The organism is Lonsdalea quercina subsp. quercina, assembly GCF_000688695.1.
In the GTDB taxonomy this organism is placed as follows: Bacteria; Pseudomonadota; Gammaproteobacteria; order Enterobacterales; family Enterobacteriaceae; genus Lonsdalea; species Lonsdalea quercina_D.
The window spans coordinates 160542-184565 of sequence record NZ_JIBQ01000004.1 but is presented as its reverse complement, the minus strand read 5'-3'; the positions used below and the strand labels follow the sequence as shown (position 1 = coordinate 184565).

The following is a 24024-nucleotide window of genomic DNA, read 5'->3' as shown; positions in this document are numbered from 1 at the left end:
CAGTCCCGGCGGTTACATCACCAGACGACGAATATCAGACATCACATTGTTGATGAAGCTGATGAAACGCGCGCCGTCCGCACCGTCGATAACACGGTGGTCGAATGACAGAGACAGTGGCAGCATCAGGCGCGGCGTGAACTCTTTGCCGTTCCATACCGGTTTGGTGGCCGATTTGGAAACGCCAAGGATAGCCACTTCCGGTGCGTTGACGATCGGCGTGAATGCCGTGGTGCCAAGGCCGCCCAGGCTGGAAATGGTGAAGCATCCACCCTGCATGTCGGAAGCCGTCAGCTTACCGGCGCGGGCTTTTTTGGAGATCTCCATCAGCTCGCGAGACAGTTCAACGATACCTTTCTTGTTCACATCGCGGAATACCGGAACCACCAGACCGTTCGGGGTATCAACCGCAACGCCGACGTTGATGTATTTCTTCAGCGTCAGGCGCTGACCATCTTCAGACAGCGAGCTGTTGAAACGCGGGAACTCTTCCAGCGCTTTCGCGACGGCTTTCATGATGAACACGACAGGCGTGATCTTCACGTCCAGTTTCTTCTTCTCGGCTTCTACGTTCTGCTGTTTGCGGAACGCTTCGACTTCGGTGATATCTGCTTCGTCGAACTGCGTCACGTGCGGGATCATCACCCAGTTGCGATGCAGGTTGGCGCCGGAGATCTTCTGAATACGACCCAGTTCCACTTCTTCGACTTCGCCGAATTTGCTGAAGTCGACCTTCGGCCAAGGCAGCAGACCCGGCAGAGAACCGCCCGTCGCGCCCGCCGCCGGAGCGGATTCTGCGCGTTTGACCGCGTCTTTCACGTAAGCCTGTACGTCTTCGCGCAGGATACGGCCTTTACGACCCGTTCCTTTCACCTTCGCCAGATTGACGCCGAACTCGCGCGCCAGACGACGGATGACCGGGGTCGCGTGCACGTAAGCGTCGTTCTCGGCGAACTCGCCCTTCGCGCTAGAGCTGGCCGCGGCCGGAGCAGCGGCAGGCGCGGCTTTAGCCGGAGCTGGGGCGGCGCTCGCTTCGGTTTTCGCTGCCGGTGCCGCGGCCGGGGCTGCGCCTTCGACTTCAAACACCATGATCAGGGAGCCGGTTTTCACCTTGTCGCCTGTAGCGATTTTGATCTCTTTGACCGTGCCCGCGAACGGTGCCGGCACTTCCATGGAAGCCTTGTCGCCTTCCACGGTAATCAAGGATTGTTCCGCAGTGACTTTGTCGCCGACGCTGACCATCACTTCGGTGACTTCGACTTCGTCGCCGCCGATATCCGGTACGTTGACGTCTTTCGCGGCAGAACCGGTGCTGGCTGCGGCCGGAGCGGCAGCCGGCTGACTGGCCTGTGCGGCTGGCGCGGCGCCTGCCACTTCAAACATCATGATCAGGGAGCCGGTTTTCACTTTGTCGCCCGTGGCGATCTTGATTTCTTTCACCACGCCCGCGAACGGCGCCGGGACTTCCATGGAGGCTTTGTCACCTTCAACGGTGATCAAAGACTGCTCTGCTTCAACGCTGTCGCCGACGTTCACCATCACTTCGGTGACTTCGACTTCGTCGCCGCCGATGTCCGGGACTTCGACTTCTTTCACTGCGCTGGCCGCAGCCGGAGCAGCAGGGGCCGCTTCCGGCTGTGCTGCCGCCGGCGCTTCCGCCGCGCTGTCTGCGGAATCAAAGACCATGATCAGAGAACCGGTGGAGACTTTGTCGCCGACGGCAATCTTGATTTCTTTCACCACGCCCGCCTGAGGGGAAGGCACTTCCATGGAGGCCTTATCGCCTTCCACCGTAATCAGCGACTGTTCAGCTTCAACAGTGTCGCCGACGTTCACCATTACTTCGGTGACTTCAACTTCGTCCGAACCGATATCCGGAACATTGATTTCGATAGCCATGTAATCTTGCCCTCTTATGCCAGACGCGGGTTAACTTTCTCAGGGTCGATGTTGAATTTCTTAATGGCTTCAGCCACGACAGACGCTTCAACTTCGCCGCGTTTAGCCAACTCGCCCAGTGCTGCAACCACCACGTAAGACGCATCCACTTCGAAGTGGTGACGCAGGTTCTCACGGCTGTCGGAGCGACCGAAGCCGTCCGTACCCAGAACGCGATAGTCGCTGGCCGGGATGTAAGNACGTACCTGCTCGGCGAACAGCTTCATGTAGTCGGTAGACGCGACGGCTGGCGCTTCGCTCATCACCTGAGCGATGTACGGTACGCGCGGCGTTTCTGCCGGGTGCAACATGTTCCAACGTTCGCAGTCCTGACCGTCGCGCGCCAGTTCGGTGAAGGAGGTCACGCTGTAGACGTCGGAACCGATGCCGTAGTCCTGGGACAGGATCACTGCGGCTTCGCGGACATGGCGCAGGATGGAGCCGGAGCCCAGCAGCTGTACCTTGCCTTTGCCGCCTTCTACCGTTTCCAGCTTGTAGATACCTTTGCGGATGCCTTCTTCGGCGCCCTGCGGCATCGCCGGCATGTGGTAGTTTTCGTTCAGCGTCGTAATGTAATAATAAACGTTCTCCTGCGCTTCGCCGTACATACGATGCAGACCGTCATGCATGATGACAGCGACTTCGTAGGCGAATGCCGGGTCGTAGGAGATACAGTTCGGGATAGTCAGTGACTGAATGTGGCTGTGGCCATCTTCATGCTGCAGACCTTCGCCGTTCAGCGTCGTACGACCGGAGGTGCCCCCAATCAGGAAGCCGCGCGCCTGCTGGTCGCCTGCCGCCCAGCACAGATCGCCGATACGCTGGAACCCGAACATGGAGTAGTAGATGTAGAACGGAATCATCGGCAGGTCGTTGGTGCTGTAAGACGTTGCCGCCGCCAGCCAGGACGCGCCCGCGCCCAGTTCGTTGATCCCTTCCTGCAGAATCTGACCTTTCTCGTCTTCTTTGTAGTACGCCACCTGCTCACGGTCCTGCGGGGTGTACTGCTGACCGTTCGGGCTGTAGATACCAATCTGACGGAACAGACCTTCCATACCGAAGGTACGCGCTTCATCCGCGATAATCGGCACCAGACGATCTTTGATCGACTTGTTCTTCAGCATCACGTTCAGAGCACGAACGAAAGCGATGGTGGTGGAGATCTCTTTGTTTTGCTCTTCCAGCAGGGGACCGAAGTCTTCCAGCGTCGGCAGATCCAGAGAACCGCTGAAGTTAGGCTGACGGGACGGCACATAGCCTTCCAGCGCCTGACGACGTTCATGCAGGTATTTGTACTCTTCGGAATCTTTGTCGAAGCTCAGCAGAGGCAGTTTTTCCAGCTCTTCGTCTTTGACCGGCACGTTGAAACGATCGCGGAAGTAGCGAACGCCTTCCATGTTGATCTTCTTGACCTGGTGAGCGATGTTTTTGCCTTCGGCCGCATCACCCATCCCGTAACCCTTGATGGTATGCGCCAGGATGACGATCGGTTTGCCTTTGGTGTCCTGCGCTTTTTTCAGTGCGGCATAGACTTTCTTCGGATCGTGGCCGCCGCGGTTCAGCGCCCAGATTTCATCGTCGGTCCAGTCTTTGACCAGCTCCGCGGTTTCCGGATATTTACCGAAGAAGTGCTCACGCACGTAGGCGCCGTTTTTCGATTTGAAGGTCTGGTAGTCGCCATCCACGGTTTCGTTCATCAGCTGAATCAGCTTACCGCTGGTGTCTTTACGCAGCAGTTCGTCCCAACGACCGCCCCAGATAACCTTGATCACTTCCCAGCCAGCGCCGCCAAACACGCCTTCCAGCTCGTTGATGATCTTGCCGTTACCGGTGACCGGTCCGTCCAGACGCTGCAGGTTGCAGTTGATGACGAAGACCAGGTTGTCCAGTTTTTCACGGGTCGCGATGGTGATGGCGCCTTTGGATTCCGGCTCATCCATTTCACCGTCGCCCAGGAAGGCGTAGACAGTCTGTTTAGACGTATCTTTCAGACCACGGTGTTCCAGGTATTTCAGGAACTTAGCCTGATAGATCGCACCGATCGGGCCCAGACCCATGGAAACGGTCGGGAACTGCCAGAATTCAGGCATCAGTTTCGGGTGCGGATAGGAAGACAGACCATGGCCGTGTACTTCCTGACGGAAGTTGTTCATCTGCTCTTCGGTCAGGCGTCCTTCAACAAATGCGCGAGCGTAAACGCCCGGGGAGATGTGTCCCTGGAAGTAAACCAGATCGCCGCCGTCCTGCGCGTTGCGTGCGCGGAAGAAGTGGTTGAAACACACTTCGTAGAAGGTGGCGGACGACTGATAGGACGCCATGTGGCCGCCCAGTTCCAAATCTTTCTTAGAAGCGCGCAGTACGGTCATGACCGCATTCCAACGGATCGTTGAACGAATACGGCGCTCCAGATCAAGGTTGCCCGGATAGGCAGGTTCGTCTTCGACGGCGATGCTGTTGATGTAACTGCTGCTTGCGCTGCCGGCAGCGGTTTTCACGCCGCCTTTACGTGCTTCGCTCAGAACCTGATCAATCAGGAACTGCGCGCGCTCAACACCTTCTTCACGGATAACCGATTCGATCGCCTGCAGCCAGTCACGCGTTTCGATCGGATCCACGTCATTATTCAAACGTTCTGACATGGTCTATTCCTTATCTGTTTCTAATTCAGTTGATTTGTCTGGAGCCTGTCTTCATACACTCTGCGCCCATAGGGTTAAAAGCGCAGGAAGACAGGCTCATCGTCTCGTATTTCGCAAACGGCGCCTCAATGAAAGCACCTAGTCCTTGCGTTGCTGGAGCCGACGCAATGAGCGTTCTCGCCGACTGTGTTCCCGGTTCAGTTCCAGCAATATTTCCTCTATAAACGCCAGATGACGGTGTGAAGCTTCGCGCGCCTGCTCCGGCTCACGAGCGACTATCGCCTCAAATATTCTGGCGCGATGACTACTCACCTTGGCCAAGACTTCGCGACTCAGGTAGAGCAATTCGAAATTCTGTCGTACGTTCTGTTCCAGCATAGGCCCCATGCAGCGCAGCAGGTGCAGCAGGACAACGTTGTGCGTCGCTTCCGTCACCGCGACCTGATAGTGCATAACGGCTTCCGCCTCCGCGACGAGATCGCCGGATTCACGCGCTTGTTCAATCAAAAAATGGCATTCCCGAATGCGTTGCAAGTCGGACTCAGTACCGCGTAAAGCCGCGTAATACGCTGCGATGCCTTCCAATGCATGACGGGTTTCAAGAAGATCGAACTGTGATTCAGGATGATTGCTGAGCAGCTCGGCCAGCGGGTCGCTGACGCTCTGCCACAAATTGGTCTGGACAAACGTGCCGCCGCCCTGACGACGTAGCAACAGTCCTTTCCCTTCAAGCCGTTGAATGGCTTCTCTGAGAGAGGGACGTGACACCTCGAATTGTTTGGCGAGCTCGCGTTCCGGAGGAAGTTTTTCACCGGGCCGCAAAGTCCCTTCGAGGATCAGAAACTCCAGTTGCTGTTCAATCACATCTGATAGTTTGGGCTGACGGATCTTGCTGTATGCCATGGCGAAATTGTCTCGGCGAAAAGCGCGGAGTTAATTGGTAATACCAATTTAAAAAACGTGGCGTCAAAGTAACAAAGTATTCACCTTCTGTCTATATGATTACTATGACAATTGCCCTATCGCTATAGTTTTTAACAACAGGGTCAAACCAATGAGTAATCGCGCTAATATGTCATTGGTATTACCAATATTTCTCACGTCATCACTGTAACCTTTCATGAACAAAACCCTCTCAGCTGAAACGATTAAACCCTCCAGAAGAGAATAAAAACTGCATTTATTGCATAAAAATTCACAAAGCAGCCGAGATTGAACTATTCGCATTCAAATTAAATGTTAAGTATTGCATAACAATTACAGGATAGAACCAGAGGTGGGTATCGAAAAGTCGATGGGGCTTTTTCGGTTTGGCTTTAGGCTACACAACGAATAAATCAGTGCATTTATCGACGCTTATCACTATTCTCTGACCAACGGTAGTGGAAAGGTCATTTTCTTCTCTCCGCGGTCGTAAACTTAAAACAACACCAATGTAAAGCTGCCAGTGTTCTGGCGGTGCTCTCAAGACTTTCATTTAGATAGGCAGAAGGTAAAAGCCATGCAAAATCAACAAGACGGAACGCTAAAGCGTGGATTAAAAAACCGTCATATACAGTTGATTGCCCTCGGCGGTGCAGTGGGAACGGGACTGTTTCTCGGTATCGCGCAGACAATCAAAATGGCGGGACCTTCGGTTCTGCTGGGATACGCCATTGGCGGTATTATTGCGTTTCTCATCATGCGCCAGTTGGGAGAAATGTCGGTTGAGGAACCTGTAGCAGGCTCATTCAGCCACTTCGCTTACAAATACTGGGGGAACTTTGCAGGCTTCGCCTCAGGGTGGAACTATTGGGTGCTGTACGTTCTCGTGGCAATGGCCGAGCTCAGCGCCGTCGGCATCTACGTTCAGTACTGGTGGCCAAACATTCCGACCTGGGTTTCCGCCGCCGTCTTCTTTATGGTCATCAACGCCATCAACCTCGCTAACGTGAAGATTTACGGAGAAATGGAGTTCTGGTTCGCCCTGGTCAAGGTGAGCGCCATCATCGGGATGATCGTATTCGGGGGCTGGTTATTGCTCAGCGGACATGGCGGACCGGAAGCCACGGTCACCAATCTGTGGAATCAGGGCGGATTCTTCCCGAACGGGATCATGGGTCTGGTCATGGCGATGGCGGTTATCATGTTCTCTTTCGGCGGGCTGGAGCTGGTCGGTATCACTGCTGCTGAGGCGGACGACCCAGAAAAAAGCATTCCTCGCGCCACCAATCAGGTGATCTACCGCATTCTGATTTTCTATATCGGCTCCCTGACGATTCTGCTGTCACTGTACCCTTGGGGTAAAGTGGTAGAAGGCGGCAGTCCCTTCGTCATGATTTTCCATGAGCTGAACAGCGATGTAGTCGCTACTATCCTGAACATTGTCGTGCTGACGGCCGCGCTGTCGGTTTATAACAGCTGCGTTTATTGCAACAGCCGCATGCTGTACGGCCTGTCTAAACAGGGTAACGGTCCCAAAGCGCTGAGCACGGTGGATGCACGTGGTGTACCTGTCGTCGCTATTGCTATTTCAGCGCTGGCGACCGCCTTTTGCGTACTGATCAACTACCTCATTCCAGGCAAAGCGCTGGAGCTACTGATGGCGCTCGTCGTCTCGGCTCTGGTCATTAACTGGGCTATGATCAGCTTGGCGCACATCAAGTTCCGCCAGCATAAAGATCGGGAAGGCGTTGAAACCAAGTTCAAGGCGCTGCTTTACCCCTTCGGCAACTACCTGTGCTTGTTATTTATGGTGGGTATTCTGGTGATTATGGCCCTGACGCCGGGCATTCGTATTTCGGTCATCCTGATCCCTATCTGGTTAGCGATACTGGGATGCGGTTACTGGCTGAAGCAGCGTAAGCAGTCTAAATAAAGCGTCCGTGATTCCGATGCCGCCTGAACCACGGGCGGCATCAATTGAGAGTTACAGTTAGGGAGAACAACAACCGCTCTGGCTCCATAACTTTCATTCCTTCTCACTCCCCTGCAGTTTTCCTCTCCATCCCCACCAGCGGTTCGACGCCCAAAGTTGCACACGTTCAGGCTTCAGGCCGCGGGTCATACCAGTGCGCCGTAGATGGTCAATAGCGCCACCACCACTACAATCATCACCGTCACCTTTTTTGCCAACTTAACGGCAGCAATCGGCGTCGCATGAGGATCGATATGGGGTTCCCGCGCGAGTGAAAATTGAGCCAGCTGGGTCAGCACCCAATACTGGCTACTGTGAAAATCCAGCAAGGCGGAGAACCAGGCGGGCAACGCTTTTTCGCCATGCCCCAGCAACGCATAAGCCGCCCCGGCCAGCCGCACAGGGATCCAATCCAGCCAATGCAGCAATGTATCCACCCCAGAGTTAGCCCGCTCCAACGGGGTATGGTAACGAGCAAGCATTGTTTGACGCGCTCTCAGACAGGCATAACCGACCAGCGCAATGGGACCGTAAGGCCCGGCGACCACAAACCAGAACAGGGGGGCCAGGTAATAACGAAAATTAATCCACAGCAAAGCATTCTGTAGCGCCTTAAGCCTATCCGCTTCGCTACCGTCCACCGGCAACCCATGAATCAGGGCCAATTCACCGGACATTTGGCGTTCCGCATCCGTTTCACCACGTAGCGCCGCCTGCAAATACCGACGGTAGTGCAGCCTCACCTCGCCGGCCCCCACGCAAAGCAAACCAATAATGATCCATAAAATCAGCGTCGGCAGACCGAACAACAAGCCGCTGACCAGCCACATCAACAGCGCGGTCATAGCCATACCCGCCAGCGACAAAAGCAGGGTTTGTATCAAGGACGGTGAAGAAAGATGTCGAAGCCTCACCGCAAAATGGTGATCCAATTGCCAGTGTTCGCCCTGTTTAAACAGACGTTCCCATCCCAAAACCAGCAACAACGTAAACAGCGTCATTAATTTAGACTCCCTTTGTAGCTCGCTATTCCTGCGCTAAATGTCGATATCGATCCCAGTCGAAAGCAGGACCGGGATCGGTTTTTCGACCTGGTGCAATATCGTTGTGACCGCAAATTCGATTCGGCGTAATCGGGTAAGCCAGACATAACAGCTGGGTGACCGACGCCAACTGCCGGTATTGTTCCTCCGTAAAAGGAAGCGTGTCGGTCCCCTCAAGTTCAATGCCGATAGAGAAATCATTACAGCGTTCGCGGCCCTCAAATTTGGAGACGCCCGCATGCCAGGCCCGGCGGTCAAAGGGCACATATTGAACGATGCTGCCATCCCGACGAATCAAGCAATGAGCCGATACTCTCAAATGGCTTATCTCGGCGAAATAAGGGTGTTCAGTCGCCTGGAGTCTTCCGGTAAACAATTGGTCGATATAGGGACCGCCGAACTCGCCCGGCGGCAGGCTGATATTGTGTATGACCAGCAACGAGGGAGTATCGCCCTCGGGCCTTTCGTCACAATGCGGGGACGGTACACGCGCCACATCCGTTAGCCATCCATCAACCAATTCCATCTACAAACTCCTATTAACCTGTCGTTTTGCGCGTATTCCTCAGCGCGGCAAACGCCTCGCACAGACCAAAGCGTAGCATGTTTCCCCTGCTCGTCATTCACCCGCCATGCGGCTGGAAAAATCAACGACACACTTTCCTGCGGCCAAAACTTACCGCAAACATGCCGTTTAGCGCCACGTCCCTGGTGCGAGAAATACGGAAACCGGAAACCGTCAGGCAAAAAAATGGGAGCCGGCTGCAATTCTTCAAACAGTTTGCGACGCGGATTCCGAACGGGTTTATTGTCTGTCGCCGAGATGATTGCCTTCCCATATGCTGCCGCCATCTGCCATATCAAGGACTGAAATCATGTTACAGCAAGGATTTACGCTGATTGAGCTGATGGTCGTGATCGTCATTATTGCCGTGCTGAGCGCCCTGGGAATTCCAGCCTATCAGGGATATCTGCAAAAAGCGGCGATGACCGACATGCTGCAAACGGCGGCCTCCTACAAAATAGCGGTCGATCTCTGTGGACTGAGTAACGCCGATCTGGCCCTGTGCAATGCTGGCAATCAGGGGATTCCCGCGGGAACAACCACACGTTATATCAGTCAGGTTACCGTTTCACGAGGCGTCATCACGTTGACAGGTCAATCCTCGCTGCAAGGACTTAGCGTGGTGGTGACGCCGACGCTGGAGCCCCAGACAGGATCGTTAAGCTGGACCAAAAACTGCCTGGCGGAAACCGGGGGCGATACACTCAGGCAGGCCTGTCTCGACGTTTTCCGTCTGGATGATGCCTCTGATGCCGCAGGGTGATCTCATGACGTCACAAATACTTAGCGAAGAGCTCGTCATATTGTGCCAGCGTTATCACGCCCTGCTACTGGCCATAGATGAACAATCCATTACCGTTGCAGTCGGCAGCCCGCCAACCACTGAAATGCTGACGGCATTGAAATTCGCCAGCAATCGCCGGGTGTTGATAGAGAAATGGCCAGCGGCCAGACTGGAAAAAGCGATTGCCCCGCCGCAAAGCGCCATGGAAAAAGCGTCGATCTATCAGCCCACGCCTGAGATCGAAGAGCAGGAAGATATCCCGGTCATCAAATTTATCAATCAGACGCTGAATTCAGCGATTCAGCGGCGGGCCTCGGATATCCACTTCGAGCCGATGGCAATGCACTGCCGGATACGACTGCGTATTGACGGCGTCTTGCAGGAAATGCCTTCAGCACCTGACGAACTGACGCCCCGGCTTATTGCGCGGCTTAAGATCATGGGGAAACTGGATATCGCTGAACGCCGTCTACCGCAGGATGGTCAATTTACCCTGCAGCTCGATCGGGAACGTTACTCATTACGTATCGCCACGCTTCCAATACAAACGGGCGAAAAGGTCGTACTGCGGGTATTGCAGACGCAGCAACATGCGCTGACGCTGAACACGCTGGGGCTTTCTACAAGCGCATTAAGGCTATTCAAGCAGGTGCTGCGCCTGCCTCAAGGAATGATTTTGGTCACAGGCCCGACAGGGAGCGGGAAAACATTCACGCTATACAGCGCCATACGCTGGCTCAATTGTACCAGCCGTAATATTTGCAGCGTGGAAGATCCGGTAGAAATTCCGTTAGAAGGGATCAATCAGACCGCTGTCAACGCTAAAAGTCGGCTGGACTTCAGTCGGGTGCTGAGAGCCCTGCTGCGCCAGGATCCCGACGTCATCATGATTGGAGAGATTCGCGACGCCGAAACGGCAGACATTGCCGTCAAAGCGGCGCAAACCGGTCACTTAGTGCTATCCACGCTGCACACTAACTCCGCCAGCGAGACCATCACGCGGCTAAGACATCTTGGCGTTCCCGGCTACCTGCTTGCCTCGGCGCTGAAACTCATCATCGCTCAGCGTTTAGTTCGCAGGCTATGCCCTCACTGCCGCGAGCAAGTGCCCTCGGAACCAATATCGCCTCACGCAGCCTGGTCAAGTCCACTGCGGCAATGGCGTCCACGGGGCTGCAACCACTGTTTTTCAGGCTATTACGGCCGAGCCGCGATTTACGACCTGTTAGCCATTTCCCGGGACCTCCAGCAAACGCTGGCGGATAACGGAGAAGTCTCCTACGAAAAGGCGCATGACCAGCATGCCCGCCCAAATTGGCTGTTCAACGCTGGTCTGGCGTTAGTCAATGAAGGCATCACATCACTCGATGAGGTCTATCGGGTTGTGGGTGATGGGATGGAGGAAGAAGACTGAGATGGCAATGCAAAAACTGTACGACTGGCAGGCCCTCAGCGGCAAAGGTGAACTGTATCGCGGCGAGTTTATCGCGACCCACCGCCAACAGGTGTACGATCATCTGCTCGAACTGGGTTACCAACCCCTTAGCCTGAAGGTCCGACAATACCTGACACGTTATGCCTGGCGCAGCACGCAGCTGACCCCCGTCATTCACCAGCTCGGCTCTCTATTGCAGGCTGGGCTTCCGCTACTGGAATCATTGAACCTCATGGCTCGGCAGCATGACAAACCGGCATGGCGATGTGTCTTACACACAGTCGGCCGACGGGTCGCACAAGGCATGACGCTGGCAGAAGCGCTTCGGCACTACCCCCATATATTTCCGCCAATGTATTGCTCGTTGATTGCCGCAGGCGAACTGACCGGTAAGCTCGGCGACTGCTGCCAGCAGCTCGCCGCTTATCAGGAGGCGCGCCAGCAATTGGCGTACAAAGTCGCCAAGGCACTACGCTATCCCCTTTTCGTTTCCGCCGCCGTGCTAGTGGTGAGCGCTTTGATGATCACCTTGGTCCTGCCTGAGTTTGGCCGGCTTTACGCCTCGTTTAATGCCCCGCTACCCCTGCTGACTCAGACTTTACTGACCTTTTCGGAACGGTGTATACGCGATGGAGGTGCTCTCGTCACAATAAACATCGTGCTCGCGGCAGCCTACGGCTGGGTGCGCAGAACCTATCCGAGCTGGCGACACAGAGAGCAACGTCTGTGGCTCAAAGTGCCCGGCATTGCCACACTTATTCGCGGGCGGTGTCTCAGCCAGATATTCCATACGCTGGCGATGACTCACGGTGCAGGACTGCCGCTGCCAGCCGGGCTGAGCGCCGCCGCGACGCTTGGACATCCTCTTTACCAGAAGGAATTACAAGAGATACAAAGCCTCGTCGAACGCGGCATCCCGCTGAGTCAGGCGGTAGAACGCTCACCGCTGTTCCCTGCGCCCTGCCCACAGTTAATCAGAGTCGGAGAAGAGACCGGCACACTAGAGCACCTATTCGCACAGTTAGCTGAATGGCATGAAAAAAAGACGCAGCAGTTTGCGGAAAAGCTGCCTCATACATTGGAGCCGCTACTGATGGGCACAGTGGGCATTATTGTCGGTACGCTGGTGATAGCCATGTATCTGCCCATTTTCCAGTTGGGACATGTCCTGACGGGAGCCTGATCCCGTCAGTTGAGGAAGCGGAAAGCTAAACGTTGAAAATACGGTTTTCCTGCTCGGCGACGCGAATGAACGTCGTGCGTTTGGTCAGCTCTTTCAGGCGTGAAGCACCAACGTAAGTGCAGGCGGAACGCAAGCCGCCGAGGATGTCGCGAATAGTGTATTCCACCGGACCTCGCAACGGAAGCTTGACGGTTTTACCTTCCGCAGCCCGATAGCCGGCTACGCCGCCAACGTGGCGCTCCATCGCTGACGCCGANCTCATGCCGTAAAACAGCATCATTTTCTGGCCGTTTTCTTCGGCGATGGTGCCTTCGCACTCATCGTGCGCCGCCAGCATCCCGCCCAGCATGACAAAATCAGCGCCGCCGCCGAAAGCTTTGGCGACGTCACCAGGCACGGAGCAACCGCCATCGCTGACGATCTGTCCGCCAAGTCCATGCGCTGCATCGGCACATTCGATCACCGCCGATAGCTGCGGATAGCCCACGCCCGTTTTCAACCGGGTGGTGCAAACAGAACCGGGACCAATCCCAACTTTGACGATATCCGCACCGGAAAGAATCAGCTCTTCGACCATTTCGCCGGTCACCACATTCCCGGCGCAAATGATCTTGTCAGGACACGCCTCGCGCGCTTTCTGCACAAAAGAGACAAAGTGCTCGGAGTAGCCATTTGCGACATCGATACAGATAAACTTCAGCTCCGGCGAGAGAGCCAGAATTTGCTTCAGCTTGGTAAAATCGTCGCTTGATGTCCCCGTAGAGACTAAGACGTGGCGCAACACGTCTTCCGACGACTGTGTAACAAACTGCTGCCACTGCTCAAAGGAGTAATGTTTATGCACGGCGGTCAGCACGCCAAAGGTGGATAGCGCCTGAGCCATGCGAAAAGTGCCGACCGTATCCATATTGGCCGCAATGACCGGCACGCCCGACCAATGGCAGCCTGCATGCATAAAGGTGAAATCGCGCGCCAATTCAACTTCCGATCGACTCTTGAGGGTGGAGCGTTTGGGACGAATGAGAACGTCTTTAAAGCCTAACTTTAAATCTTCTTCAATACGCATAAGGAGGTGTCCTGGTCAGTGGCGAAGACCATCGGGGAGATAGTCGGTATGCTTTGAAACCTATCCAGTAGCCTAATCATACGCGCGAATAATCCTGCGGCAAGACTGCGAATTTACCTTTATTTAGGCTAGAATCCCGTAAATCTACCCGGTAATTTTGCAGATCGATACCATGGCATACATCGTAGCGCTTACAGGCGGTATCGGCAGCGGCAAAAGCACCGTCGCTGAAGGTTTCGCCCGGCAAGGCATCACTATCATCGATGCGGACATCATCGCCCGTCAGGTCGTTGAGCCCGGAACGTCAGCGTTGTCCGCTATCGCAAAACGCTTCGGCCCCGAGATACTGAACGCCGACGATACGCTCAACCGCTCCGCCCTACGGGCAAAAATTTTTTCCAGTGAACGTGAAAAAGAATGGCTCAACCAACTGCTGCATCCGCTAATCCACGCGGAAACCCAACGCCAGTTGCTTGCCGCCCCCGGTCCATACGTGATGTGGGTGATCCCCCTGCTGATTGAAAACGGCCTGCAATCGCAGGCGCAACGTGTTCTGGTTGTGGATGTCACCCCGGAAATTCAGCTACAGCGTACGCTGGCGCGAGATGGGGTTTCCCTCCAACAGGCGGAAAAAATTCTGTCGGCACAAGCCACGCGAGAACAGCGTCTGGCTTATGCCGACGACATCATCGACAATAGCCGTAGCCAGAGCGAACTTGCCCCACAAATTGCCATGCTGCATCAGCGCTATCTTGAGCTGGCGGCAACCGCAAAAGACAGGATGACAAAATAATGAGTGATGCTTCCTCAACCCTATTATTTGAATATCCGCTGAATGAGAAAACGCGGACCTGGCTACGTCTCGAGTTTCTGCTTCAACAAATGCATGACAACCAGACGCTGGAACACATGGGGGACGCGCTGAGCTTTTTCCGCGCCGCTACCGACCTGTTGGATATACTCGAACGCGGCGACGTTCGCCCCGATTTGATGAAAGAGCTGGAACGCCAGCAGCAGAAGCTGACGCAGTGGCAGGACGTGCCCGGCGTCGATCAGGCGCGTATTGACGCCTTTCGCCAGCAGTTACGCCAACAGGCCAGCCAACTGATGGCCGCCCCGCGGATGGGCCAGAGCCTGCGAGAAGATCGCCTTATTGGCATGGTGCGCCAACGACTGAGCATCCCCGGGGGATGCTGTAACTTCGACTTGCCGACGCTGCATAGCTGGCTGCATCAGCCTGTCGAGCACAGAAACCGCCAGGTCAGCGTCTGGCTCGACAGCGTCGCCCCATTCGAACAAACGCTGGGGATGATTCTGGACCTCATCCGCAACTCAGCAATCTTCCGTCCACAAATCAGCCTGAAAGGCTTCTATCAGGACAATGCAGCCGACGCCGACCTCCTGCGCATACAGATCGCGCAGGAGCATCAGCTATACCCACAAATTTCTGGCCACAAGAGCCGTTATGCGATTCGCTTTATGCCGCTGGACAGCGAGCATGGGCAAGTGCCCGACCGCCTGACGTTCGAACTGGCTTGCTGTTAGGAGTGAATAAGATGAGCAACGATATCACCACCGTAAAATGTCCGACCTGCGCCAAACCTGTGGTGTGGGGAGAACAAAGCCCTTACCGCCCTTTCTGCAGCAAACGCTGTCAGCTGATCGATCTAGGGGAATGGGCCGAAGAAGAGAAACGCATTCCCAGTAATGAAGCGATTACTGACAGCGAAAACTGGAGCGAAACCAAGTATTAACCTGCGGTATTACGCCGACTGCTTTAGCCAGCGGATCATCTCCGCATTCGCTGGCGGAAATTCCTCTTCTTTCAGTTCGTCGACGGTCAGCCAGCGCGATGGCTGCCCCTCTCGGCCGTAGGGTTCTCCTTGCCAATGTTCCACCAGGAAAAAATGCAGCGTGATGAGCCGATCGCCCGTGGAGAATGTTTTATCCGTCAGCGCCTGAGGGGCGTGCGCCTCTATCCCTGTTTCCTCACGCAGTTCACGAATCAACGCCTGTTCGGGCGTCTCCCCCGCCTCCACTTTCCCTCCCGGGAACTCCCATTTACCGGCCATGTGCGAGCCAGCCTGGCGGCAGGCGATAAAAAACTGTCGCTGGGCGTTACGAATAATGCCTACCGCGACTGACAAAGGTTTCTGCGTCATAAGCCTTTCCCCAAGTAAAAGGCGGTCAATGACCGCCTTTATTGATACCTATAATGTTATCCAACCGTGATGAAGACTAGTTCTGGATACGTCCGTGGCACTGTTTGTATTTCTTGCCCGAACCGCAAGGGCAAGGATCGTTACGGCCGATTTTACGCTCGGATGAACCACCCGCAGACGGCGCGGCAGCGGCTTCGCTTTGATGGCTCAGCTGCTGCTGGCTCGCCAGTCGTTCAGCTTCCTCACGACGCTGTTGTTCCAGCGCTTCGATCTCTTCCGGCATGCGAACCTGAACTTTGCTCAGCGTGCTGATGACTTCATATTTCAGCGCTTCCAACATCGCTGCAAACATGGAGAACGACTCACGTTTGTACTCCTGTTTCGGATCTTTCTGCGCATAGCCGCGCAGATGGATGCCCTGGCGCAGATAGTCCATCGCTGCCAGATGTTCTTTCCACAGGGAGTCCAGCGTCTGCAGCATCACGCCTTTTTCGAAGTTGCGCATGACATCGACGCCCACGACCTCTTCTTTGCGGGCGTAAACTTCCATCGCCTGCTCGTGGATACGTTCACGCAGCGTTTCTTCATGCAGCTGAGGCTCTTTTTCCAGCCACTCTGCAATCGGCATTTCCAGATCGAAATCGTTTTTCAGACGCTGTTCCAGGCCTTCGATATCCCACATTTCCTCCAGAGACTGCGGCGGAATATGGTTATCGATCGTCGCTTTAAACACATCGTCACGAATACTGTTGATTGTTTCGCTGATATCAACGGAGTTCAGCAGTTCATTACGCTGCGTGTAGATAGCACGGCGCTGGTCGTTCGCGACATCATCATATTCCAGCAGCTGCTTACGGATATCGAAGTTACGGTTTTCCACCTTACGCTGTGCATTGGCAATCGCTTTGGTCACCCAAGGATGTTCGATGGCTTCGCCTTCTTTCATCCCCAACTTGCGCATCATGTTGGACACACGGTCAGAGGCGAAGATACGCATCAGAGCATCTTCCATTGAAAGATAGAAACGAGAAGAACCGGCATCCCCCTGACGACCGGAACGGCCTCGCAGCTGGTTGTCGATACGACGCGATTCATGGCGCTCGGTGCCGATGATGTGCAAACCGCCCGAAGCCAGCACCGCGTCGTGACGCAGCTGCCAGTCTGCTTTGATGGCGGCAATCTGCTCTTCCGTCGGGGCTTCCAACTGGGCGATCTCCGTCTGCCAGCTGCCGCCCAGCACGATATCTGTACCACGACCGGCCATGTTGGTGGCGATAGTCACGGCGCCCGGGCGACCGGCCTGCGCGACAATATCCGCTTCCATGGCATGGAACTTGGCGTTCAGAACGTTGTGTTTGATTCCTGCGCGAGTCAACGCGTCGGAGACCACTTCCGATTTCTCAATCGAGATGGTCCCCACCAGCACCGGCTGACCATTCGCCGTACGATCCCTGATATCTTCGATAATGGCGTCGATCTTCTCCCGCTCTGTCATGTACACCAGATCGGGCAGGTCTTTACGGATCATCGGGCGGTTTGTCGGGACGACAATGGTATCCAGCTTATAGATAGAACTGAATTCGAAAGCTTCGGTATCCGCAGTCCCGGTCATCCCAGCCAGTTTTTCGTACAGACGGAAGTAGTTCTGGAAGGTGATGGAGGCCAGGGTCTGGTTTTCGTTGTTGATCGTGACGTGTTCTTTCGCCTCAACGGCCTGATGCAGACCGTCAGACCAGCGACGACCCTGCATGGTACGACCGGTATGTTCGTCGACAATGATAACTTCGCCGTCTTTAACGATGTAATCGACGTCGCGCGTGAACAAGACGTGCGCCCGCAGCCCTGCGGTCACATGATGCATCAGCATAATGTTGGAAGGCGAGTACAGGGATTCTCCTTCTTCCATAATGCCTTCTTTCACCAGCAGTTCTTCGATTTTCACCAGACCACGTTCGGTCAGGTTGACCTGGCGGGATTTCTCATCCACGGAGAAGTGGCCTTCGCCCTGGAACGTGTCGGAATCTTCTTTTTCCTGACGGATCAGCGACGGGATGATTTTATTGACGCGGATGTACATCTCGGAGCTGTCTTCGGCAGGTCCAGAAATGATCAGCGGGGTACGCGCTTCATCGATCAGGATGGAGTCGACTTCATCCACCAAAGCGTAGAACAGCGGACGCTGAACGCGCTCTTCCGGGCTGAACGCCATATTGTCGCGCAGGTAGTCAAATCCGTACTCGTTGTTGGTACCGTAAGTGATATCGGCTGCATACGCTTCACGCTTTGCCGGCGCTGGCATGCCTGGCAGGTTGATCCCCACCGTCAGGCCGAGAAACTCGAACAGCGGACGGTTGTTCTCGGCATCGCGCTGCGCCAGATAGTCGTTCACTGTAACAACATGCACGCCGCGACCAGTCAGGCCGTTCAGATAAGCAGGCAGCGTCGCGGTCAGCGTTTTACCTTCACCAGTACGCATTTCAGCGATGCAACGTTCATTAAGAACCATCCCGCCCAGCATCTGAACGTCGAAGTGGCGCATGCCGAAAACTCGTTTACTCGCTTCACGTACGACGGCAAAGGCTTCAGGCAACAGCGCTTCCAGCGTTTCCCCTTTCTTGAGACGTTCGCGGAACTCCTGCGTTTTGGCTTTTAGCTCGTCATCAGACAGCTTTTCCATCGCCGGTTCAAGCTGAGCAATTACATCTACAGTTTTACGCATACGGCGTAAGGTACGGTCGTTACGGCTACCGAAAACTTTGGTCAATAGTTTTACTAACATAATAATTTTAATCTCTACAATGCCACCGTCTCTACCGTGGCATAACATCAGAAAACCAGGCGAACTCACCCGGCTATTGCGCGTGTTGACAGAAAAGTGGTTTAACTGAGCGGTCCGGCGCGTATGCCCAGCGTCTGGGCGAGCCAGATCCCGGAATGATGGAATAGCGTGGATACTGCGGAGAAGTAGGTGGTTACATCCAGCGCAGGCGCCCTGTTTTCCTGGGTCAGCAACGCGTGAAGTGTTTCAATCAGGATTTGGTGCTGTGCAGGCGAGGCGACGACCGCTTCAGCCACCGTAGAAGGCTGCGGCGCAGTGAGTGCAAACGACAGGTGGCGGATGACGGTGCGAATGGCATGCTGATGCCAATAATCAATGCCGACGGATGAACGTCGATGAGCATCTTTCAATGCCACCAGATCGGTCAGGCTAAAGGCAGAAACATTATGGCGACTGATAGCCGAAGTCGACAGGGAGGGCGCATTTTGGGATTCGCACAGACTGACGGGCAGACCAAAACCAGCCGCGACCATCCCCAGCAGGAGATGCGGCCAAAAATAACGTCTGCCAAATTGTCGCCAACGATTTAGAATACCAATCACAAGTTTACTGTCCGTCGGAGCCTGCGTTATGCGTGATAGTCGTCCACAATCACTAGAATCTTTTTTTGATAGCGCATCGGAAACCGGAAGCGGTCCGCTACGGGATATTCAGCAGCGCGCTGCCGCGCTGGTAAAGCTTAATCGCGCCGTCTGCGCGATATTGCCGGCGCAAATGCACCCTTGGTGCCGCGTGGCGAACTACCGGCGGAATCTGCTGGTGCTGGAAACCGCGAACGCCAGCTGGATGATGCGGCTACGTTATGAACAGCCAGCGCTACTCTCCGCTTTGCGTGCTCAAATACTACCATCATTAGCAGCGATCGACATCCGGATTAATCCCTCGCTTGCCGCTAAAGCGCACCAAAATAATAAGCCATCGGAAACCACAACCGGCGTCGGTTCTATTGATGCGCCGAAGCGACGTTCACTGAGTCCGCAGAGTGCAGAAATATTGAATGGATTAGCGGAAAACAGCCCGGAAAGGTTACAGCGGATATTAAAAAGACTGGCTTCACTGGCCGGAGAGAAAACCAGTGATAACCAGTCATAAAAACGACAATTTGTTGTTCTGACTCGTCAGGCGAGTACCGTCGAAGGCGCTTTGAACGCCAGCGGCATTTCCGCCTCATCTTCAAAGGTCACGTATTCCCACGCTTCCTGTTGTGCCAGCACTGCCTGCAGCAGTTTGTTGTTCAGCGCATGACCAGACTTGAATGCCGTGAAGGCACCAATGATGTTATGGCCGCACATAAACAGGTCGCCGATGGCATCCAGCATTTTGTGACGAACAAATTCATCCTCAAAACGCAGACCGTCATCGTTCAGCACACGGTAGTCATCAACGACAATTGCGCAGTCAAAGCTGCCGCCCAGGCACAGGCCGCGGGACTGGAGATATTCAATATCTCGCATGAAGCCGAAGGTCCGCGCGCGGCTGATCTGACGGACGAAAGAGTCCGCGGAGAACTCTAGCTTGTAGCGCTGTGCGCCAGAGTCGATCGCCGGGTGGTTGAAGTCGATGGTGAAGTCCAGATTGAAACCGTTATAAGGCTTCAGTTCCGCCCATTTGTCGCCATCTTCTACACGCACGGTATCTTTGATGCGAACGAACTTCTTAGCACAGTTCAGCTCTTCAATACCGGCATCAAGCAACAGGTAAACGAATGGACTGGCGCTGCCGTCCATAATCGGAATTTCGGGAGAATCGACTTCGATCATCACGTTATCGATGCCCAGACCCGCCAGCGCGGCGTTCAGATGCTCCACGGTAGAAATTCGCACGTCATGCTCATTGACCAGGCAAGTACAGAGCATGGTATCACGCACGGATTTGGCATCAGCCGGAAAATCAACCGGTGGATTCAAGTCAGTGCGACGATAGATGACCCCGGTATTTGCCGGTGCAGGACGCATTGTCAGGGTGACTTTTTTGCCGGTATGCAAACCGACCCCTGTCGCCTGTACGATACGTTTTAATGTACGTTGTTTGATCATCGTATTATCTCGCATTTAATCCGAACCAACGGCCTCAGTCTATACCAAGGCCGGCGGCACAGTTTAGCACAAAGAGCGGAGATTCCAACCAAGCGGCCGGTTAATCGGCCTGCTTGCGCAGGAACGCCGGGATATCCAGATAATCCGGCTCTTTATTAGGCTGCGCGTTCTGGTCGTTGACGACCTTGGCGGCAGCCGGTTTTTCCTGCGGCAGAGGCGACATGCCATGCTGCTGGTAACGATGGTCCATTACCGGCTGGCTGCTCTGCTTGTTGGTCACCAGCGTAATTTCCGGACGTTTGTCCATGCCGATGCCGGTCGCCACCACGGTGACGCGCAGTTCGTCGTTCATTTCCGGGTCAAGAGACGTACCGATAACCACGGTCGCGTTGTCGGAAGCGAAAGCACGGATAGTATTACCCACCGTTTCAAACTCATCCAGACGCAGGNCGAAGCCCGCCGTGATGTTGACCAGAACGCCACGAGCGCCGGACAGGTCGATATCTTCCAGCAGCGGACTGGAGATCGCCATTTCGGCCGCTTCTTCCGCACGGTCTTCGCCACGCGCCACGCCGGAACCCATCATGGCATAGCCCATTTCGGACATCACGGTGCGAACGTCCGCGAAGTCGACGTTCATCAACCCCGGACGGGTAATCAGTTCAGCGATGCCCTGAACCGCGCCTTTCAGCACGTCGTTGGCTGCGCCGAACGCATCCAGCAGGGAGATACCGCGTCCCAATACTTTCAGCAGTTTGTCGTTCGGGATGGTGATCAGGGAATCTACGTGCTTAGACAGCTCCGCGATGCCTTGTTCCGCAAACGCCATGCGTTTTTTGCCTTCGAAGTTAAACGGCTTGGTCACGACAGCAACGGTAAGAATGCCGAGATCTTTAGCCACTTCGGCCACGACCGGGGCAGCGCCCGTACCTGTACCACCGCCCATACCGGCTGCGATAAATACCATATCAGCGCCTTCGAGAGACGCGCGCAACGCTTCGCGGTCTTCTTCAGCAGAGTTACGGCCGACTTCCGGGTTAGCCCCTGCGCCCAGACCTTTGGTAATGCCGCTACCGATCTGGATAGTCTGCCCAACCGCCGTTTTGCGCAGTGCCTGCGCATCAGTGTTGACCGCAAAGAACTCAACGCCTTCAATGCGTTCACGCACCATATGCTCGACCGCGTTACCGCCGCCGCCACCGACGCCGATGACTTTAATCACCGCGTCGTTGGTTAATTCCATAGGTTCAAACATAGTTTCTCTCCGTCTTGTGCCTGTGTTACTTCGAGATCAAAAAAGCTGTGCCAGGATCTCTTTTGATAACCGTTAAAATTCTTTTCTCAGCCAGCTGTTCAGGCGTTTAAACCAATGGCTCACTGAGGCGCGTTTTTCAACTTCATGCTCACCATTCAGGTGAGATTCTTTACCGTAGTGCAGCAACCCTACCGCCGTGGAGTAGTAAGGCTCCTGCGCATAATCCGTCAGGCCCGTGATGTTCAGCGGTTGTCCGATACGCACCTGCGTATGGAACACACGCTGGGCGCATGCGGCCAGGCCATCAATCTGTGCGGCTCCCCCCGTCAGCACAATACCAGCCGCCAAATGATGCTTGACGCCCTGCTGACGCAACTGCTCCTGTAACTGCAATAGCTCGTCGTTCACCAGATTCAGCAGCTCGGTGTAACGCGGCTCGATGACTTCAGCCAGCGTCTGGCGCTGAAGACTGCGCGGCGGACGCCCGCCCACGCTGGGAACTTCAACCGCTTCGTCTTTGCTCACGATGGAACCCAACGCGCAGCCGTAGCGGACTTTGATCGCCTCGGCGTCCGTAGGCGGGGTGCCGAAAGCGTAAGCAATATCGCTGGTGACCACGTTCCCTGCGTACGGAATCACCTTGGTGTGACGCAGCGCGCCGCCGGTATAGACCGCCATGTCCATGGTGCCGCCGCCGATATCGACGACACAGACGCCCAGTTCACGTTCGTCTTCAGTCAGCACCGCATAGCTGGATGCCAGTCCGGCGAAAATCAGCTGGTCGACTTTCAGTCCGCAACGCTCAACCGCTTTGACGATGTTCTTCGCCATATCGTTGTGGCAGGTGATCAAATGCACCTTTGCCTGCATGCGCACGCCGGACAACCCTACCGGATTCTTGATGCCTTCCTGGTAGTCGATCGCGTACTCCTGCGGGATAACGTGCAGGATGCGATGTTCATCGCGTACGCGAACGGATTTCGCCGTGTGGACGACGCTTTCCACGTCGTCCATCGTCACTTCTTCTTCGGAGATCGGCACCATGCCAATCTCGTTCTGGCAGCTGATATGTTTGCCGGACAGCGCCAGATAAACCGATGAGATCTGGCAGTCTGCCATCAACTCGGCCTGGTCGATGGCGCGCTGTACGCATTTCACCACCGACTCCAAGTCGTTCACGCCGCCTTTATCCATGCCCCGTGACGGGCAGCTACCCACACCGATAATATTGACCATGCCATCGGGCAGAACTTCCCCTACCAGCGCAGCCACTTTTGCTGTACCGATTTCCAGCCCAACTACCAGTTTTCTGTCCGTCGACTTGATCATTGCTGTTTAGCCTGTGCCTGATTCTGTTGCTGATTACCGTTTTGGTGACGATCAATGTCTTCTTGCTGATCGATAAACGCCGGACCCCAACCTACCGCCGCGCCTGAGTCATAACGCAGATCCACATAGTTGATCCGCTTGTTTCCGTCCTTCGCCTGCTGTTGAAGAAGCGGATACAACTCAATAAATCGCGCCAGACGGCGAGCCTGATCGTCGCGTCCCAACTGCAGGCGGATATCGTCTTCGAGACCGACCTGCCAGGAATGGCGCGCGGTCATCGCAACCATTTTCAGCTGAAACTTGCCGGCGCTCAGTATCTGGTTAATGTTTCGATACCCTTCCAGCACGTCGGCTTCGCTGCCTTCCGGTCCGTACAGCATCGGCATCTTTTTATTACCGATACGTTCCGCCGGAACGCTGAATGCGTTTCCATCGCTGTCAACCATCAGCTGGTCATTCCAACGTGCGAAAGGCACGTATTCAACCAGATGAATCTTTAATTCGTCCGGCCACTGCTTGCGCACGCTGGCCTGTTTAATCCACGGCAGCCGTTCAATCTGCTGCTGAATGACGTTAACGTCCTGCGTCATAAACGTGCCCGGCGCTCCGAGCGACAGTATCGCCTGACGAATGTCGTCGTTGGTGGTGTAGGTTCTTTCTCCCGTCACCACCAGGCGGGACAGCGGCAGTCGGCTGGCATCTTTCATCCAACCCACCACCATCCAACTGCCCCAGGCGATAGTGCCCACCACCATTAGCAGGAAAATCATGCCCGCCAGTTGGCCGCCGTTGCTGCGACGCGCGCCGTTGGATTCGGGCTCGCGTCCGCGTGTATTAAGCGCCGCTTGCGACAT

Annotated in this window: 21 protein-coding genes; 8 read left to right on the top strand and 13 right to left on the bottom strand. The window is 55.0% G+C overall.

Features of this window, described 5'->3' with window-relative positions:
* Nucleotides 1-12 precede the first annotated feature (12 nt).
* The 3 genes from aceF to pdhR form a co-directional block, all read right to left on the bottom strand.
* Nucleotides 13-1899 (bottom strand): pyruvate dehydrogenase complex dihydrolipoyllysine-residue acetyltransferase, encoded by a 1887-nt coding sequence (aceF, locus tag SB13_RS04125; protein WP_026739137.1) that lies wholly within the window; start codon nt 1897-1899, stop codon nt 13-15.
* 14 nt (nt 1900-1913) lie between these two features.
* Complete coding sequence (aceE, locus tag SB13_RS04120; RefSeq protein ID WP_026739136.1) at nt 1914-4577, bottom strand: pyruvate dehydrogenase (acetyl-transferring), homodimeric type; 2664 nt, start codon at nt 4575-4577, stop codon at nt 1914-1916.
* A gap of 138 nt (nt 4578-4715) precedes the next feature.
* Entirely contained in the window at nt 4716-5480 is a 765-nt protein-coding gene (gene pdhR, locus SB13_RS04115; protein ID WP_026739135.1) for a pyruvate dehydrogenase complex transcriptional repressor PdhR, read from the bottom strand.
* A 598-nt stretch (nt 5481-6078) separates the two neighbouring features.
* Between pdhR and SB13_RS04110 the strand changes: the two genes are divergently transcribed.
* Nucleotides 6079-7434, top strand: a complete 1356-nt coding sequence (locus SB13_RS04110) for an amino acid permease (RefSeq protein ID WP_026739134.1) — start codon at nt 6079-6081, stop codon at nt 7432-7434.
* A gap of 185 nt (nt 7435-7619) precedes the next feature.
* Here SB13_RS04110 and ampE read toward each other — a convergent pair whose 3' ends face one another.
* Both ampE and ampD read right to left on the bottom strand, forming a co-directional pair.
* A complete protein-coding gene (ampE, locus tag SB13_RS04105) occupies nt 7620-8474 on the bottom strand; it encodes a beta-lactamase regulator AmpE (protein WP_026739133.1) in 855 nt (284 codons plus the stop codon).
* A gap of 25 nt (nt 8475-8499) precedes the next feature.
* Nucleotides 8500-9042, bottom strand: coding sequence for a 1,6-anhydro-N-acetylmuramyl-L-alanine amidase AmpD (gene ampD / locus SB13_RS04100; RefSeq protein ID WP_026739132.1), 543 nt, complete (start codon nt 9040-9042; stop codon nt 8500-8502).
* Between the two features lie 349 nt (nt 9043-9391).
* On the opposite strand from ampD, the gene ppdD reads away from it, so the two are divergent.
* Genes ppdD through hofC form a run of 3 tightly spaced genes read left to right on the top strand, consistent with a single transcriptional unit; the run spans nt 9392 to nt 12483 of the window.
* Nucleotides 9392-9844 (top strand): prepilin peptidase-dependent pilin, encoded by a 453-nt coding sequence (gene ppdD, locus SB13_RS04095; RefSeq protein WP_026739131.1) that lies wholly within the window; start codon nt 9392-9394, stop codon nt 9842-9844.
* 4 nt (nt 9845-9848) lie between these two features.
* Entirely contained in the window at nt 9849-11279 is a 1431-nt protein-coding gene (gspE, locus tag SB13_RS04090) for a type II secretion system protein GspE (RefSeq protein WP_026739130.1), read from the top strand.
* 1 nt (nt 11280) lies between these two features.
* A complete protein-coding gene (hofC, locus tag SB13_RS04085; protein WP_026739129.1) occupies nt 11281-12483 on the top strand; it encodes a protein transport protein HofC in 1203 nt (400 codons plus the stop codon).
* A gap of 25 nt (nt 12484-12508) precedes the next feature.
* Here the strand turns inward: hofC and SB13_RS04080 are convergent, their stop codons facing one another.
* Complete coding sequence (locus SB13_RS04080; protein ID WP_026739128.1) at nt 12509-13549, bottom strand: GMP reductase; 1041 nt, start codon at nt 13547-13549, stop codon at nt 12509-12511.
* Between the two features lie 172 nt (nt 13550-13721).
* On the opposite strand from SB13_RS04080, the gene coaE reads away from it, so the two are divergent.
* From coaE to yacG, 3 genes are read left to right on the top strand one after another with little or no spacing between them, the layout of a single operon-like run.
* The gene (gene coaE / locus SB13_RS04075) at nt 13722-14342 is read left to right on the top strand and encodes a dephospho-CoA kinase (RefSeq protein ID WP_026739127.1); all 621 of its coding nucleotides are present in this window, start codon (nt 13722-13724) and stop codon (nt 14340-14342) included.
* Nucleotides 14342-15094: a cell division protein ZapD gene (gene zapD / locus SB13_RS04070; RefSeq protein ID WP_026739126.1), complete on the top strand. Its 753-nt coding sequence runs from the start codon at nt 14342-14344 to the stop codon at nt 15092-15094. Before coaE ends, zapD begins: the two co-directional genes overlap by 1 nt.
* Nucleotides 15095-15105: 11 nt before the next feature.
* Nucleotides 15106-15303: a DNA gyrase inhibitor YacG gene (gene yacG / locus SB13_RS04065; protein WP_026739125.1), complete on the top strand. Its 198-nt coding sequence runs from the start codon at nt 15106-15108 to the stop codon at nt 15301-15303.
* A 9-nt stretch (nt 15304-15312) separates the two neighbouring features.
* On the opposite strand, the gene mutT is transcribed toward yacG, so the two are convergent.
* The 3 genes from mutT to secM all read right to left on the bottom strand — a co-directional run bounded on the left by mutT (nt 15313) and on the right by secM (nt 19092).
* Entirely contained in the window at nt 15313-15711 is a 399-nt protein-coding gene (gene mutT / locus SB13_RS04060) for an 8-oxo-dGTP diphosphatase MutT (RefSeq protein WP_026739124.1), read from the bottom strand.
* A gap of 76 nt (nt 15712-15787) precedes the next feature.
* On the bottom strand, nt 15788-18490 hold the full coding sequence (gene secA, locus SB13_RS04055; protein ID WP_026739123.1) for a preprotein translocase subunit SecA: 2703 nt from the start codon (nt 18488-18490) through the stop codon (nt 15788-15790).
* A 101-nt stretch (nt 18491-18591) separates the two neighbouring features.
* A complete protein-coding gene (secM, locus tag SB13_RS04050) occupies nt 18592-19092 on the bottom strand; it encodes a secA translation cis-regulator SecM (RefSeq protein WP_026739122.1) in 501 nt (166 codons plus the stop codon).
* A gap of 28 nt (nt 19093-19120) precedes the next feature.
* On the opposite strand from secM, the gene SB13_RS04045 reads away from it, so the two are divergent.
* The gene (locus tag SB13_RS04045; RefSeq protein ID WP_026739121.1) at nt 19121-19642 is read left to right on the top strand and encodes a DUF721 domain-containing protein; all 522 of its coding nucleotides are present in this window, start codon (nt 19121-19123) and stop codon (nt 19640-19642) included.
* 26 nt (nt 19643-19668) lie between these two features.
* Here the strand turns inward: SB13_RS04045 and lpxC are convergent, their stop codons facing one another.
* The 4 genes from lpxC to ftsQ form a co-directional block, all read right to left on the bottom strand.
* On the bottom strand, nt 19669-20586 hold the full coding sequence (gene lpxC, locus SB13_RS04040) for a UDP-3-O-acyl-N-acetylglucosamine deacetylase (RefSeq protein WP_026739120.1): 918 nt from the start codon (nt 20584-20586) through the stop codon (nt 19669-19671).
* Nucleotides 20587-20686: 100 nt separating this feature from the next.
* Complete coding sequence (ftsZ, locus tag SB13_RS04035) at nt 20687-21841, bottom strand: cell division protein FtsZ (protein ID WP_026739119.1); 1155 nt, start codon at nt 21839-21841, stop codon at nt 20687-20689.
* Between the two features lie 72 nt (nt 21842-21913).
* The gene (gene ftsA / locus SB13_RS04030; RefSeq protein WP_026739118.1) at nt 21914-23170 is read right to left on the bottom strand and encodes a cell division protein FtsA; all 1257 of its coding nucleotides are present in this window, start codon (nt 23168-23170) and stop codon (nt 21914-21916) included.
* Nucleotides 23167-24024, bottom strand: a complete 858-nt coding sequence (gene ftsQ / locus SB13_RS04025; protein WP_026739117.1) for a cell division protein FtsQ — start codon at nt 24022-24024, stop codon at nt 23167-23169. The genes ftsA and ftsQ overlap by 4 nt, the downstream gene beginning before the upstream one ends.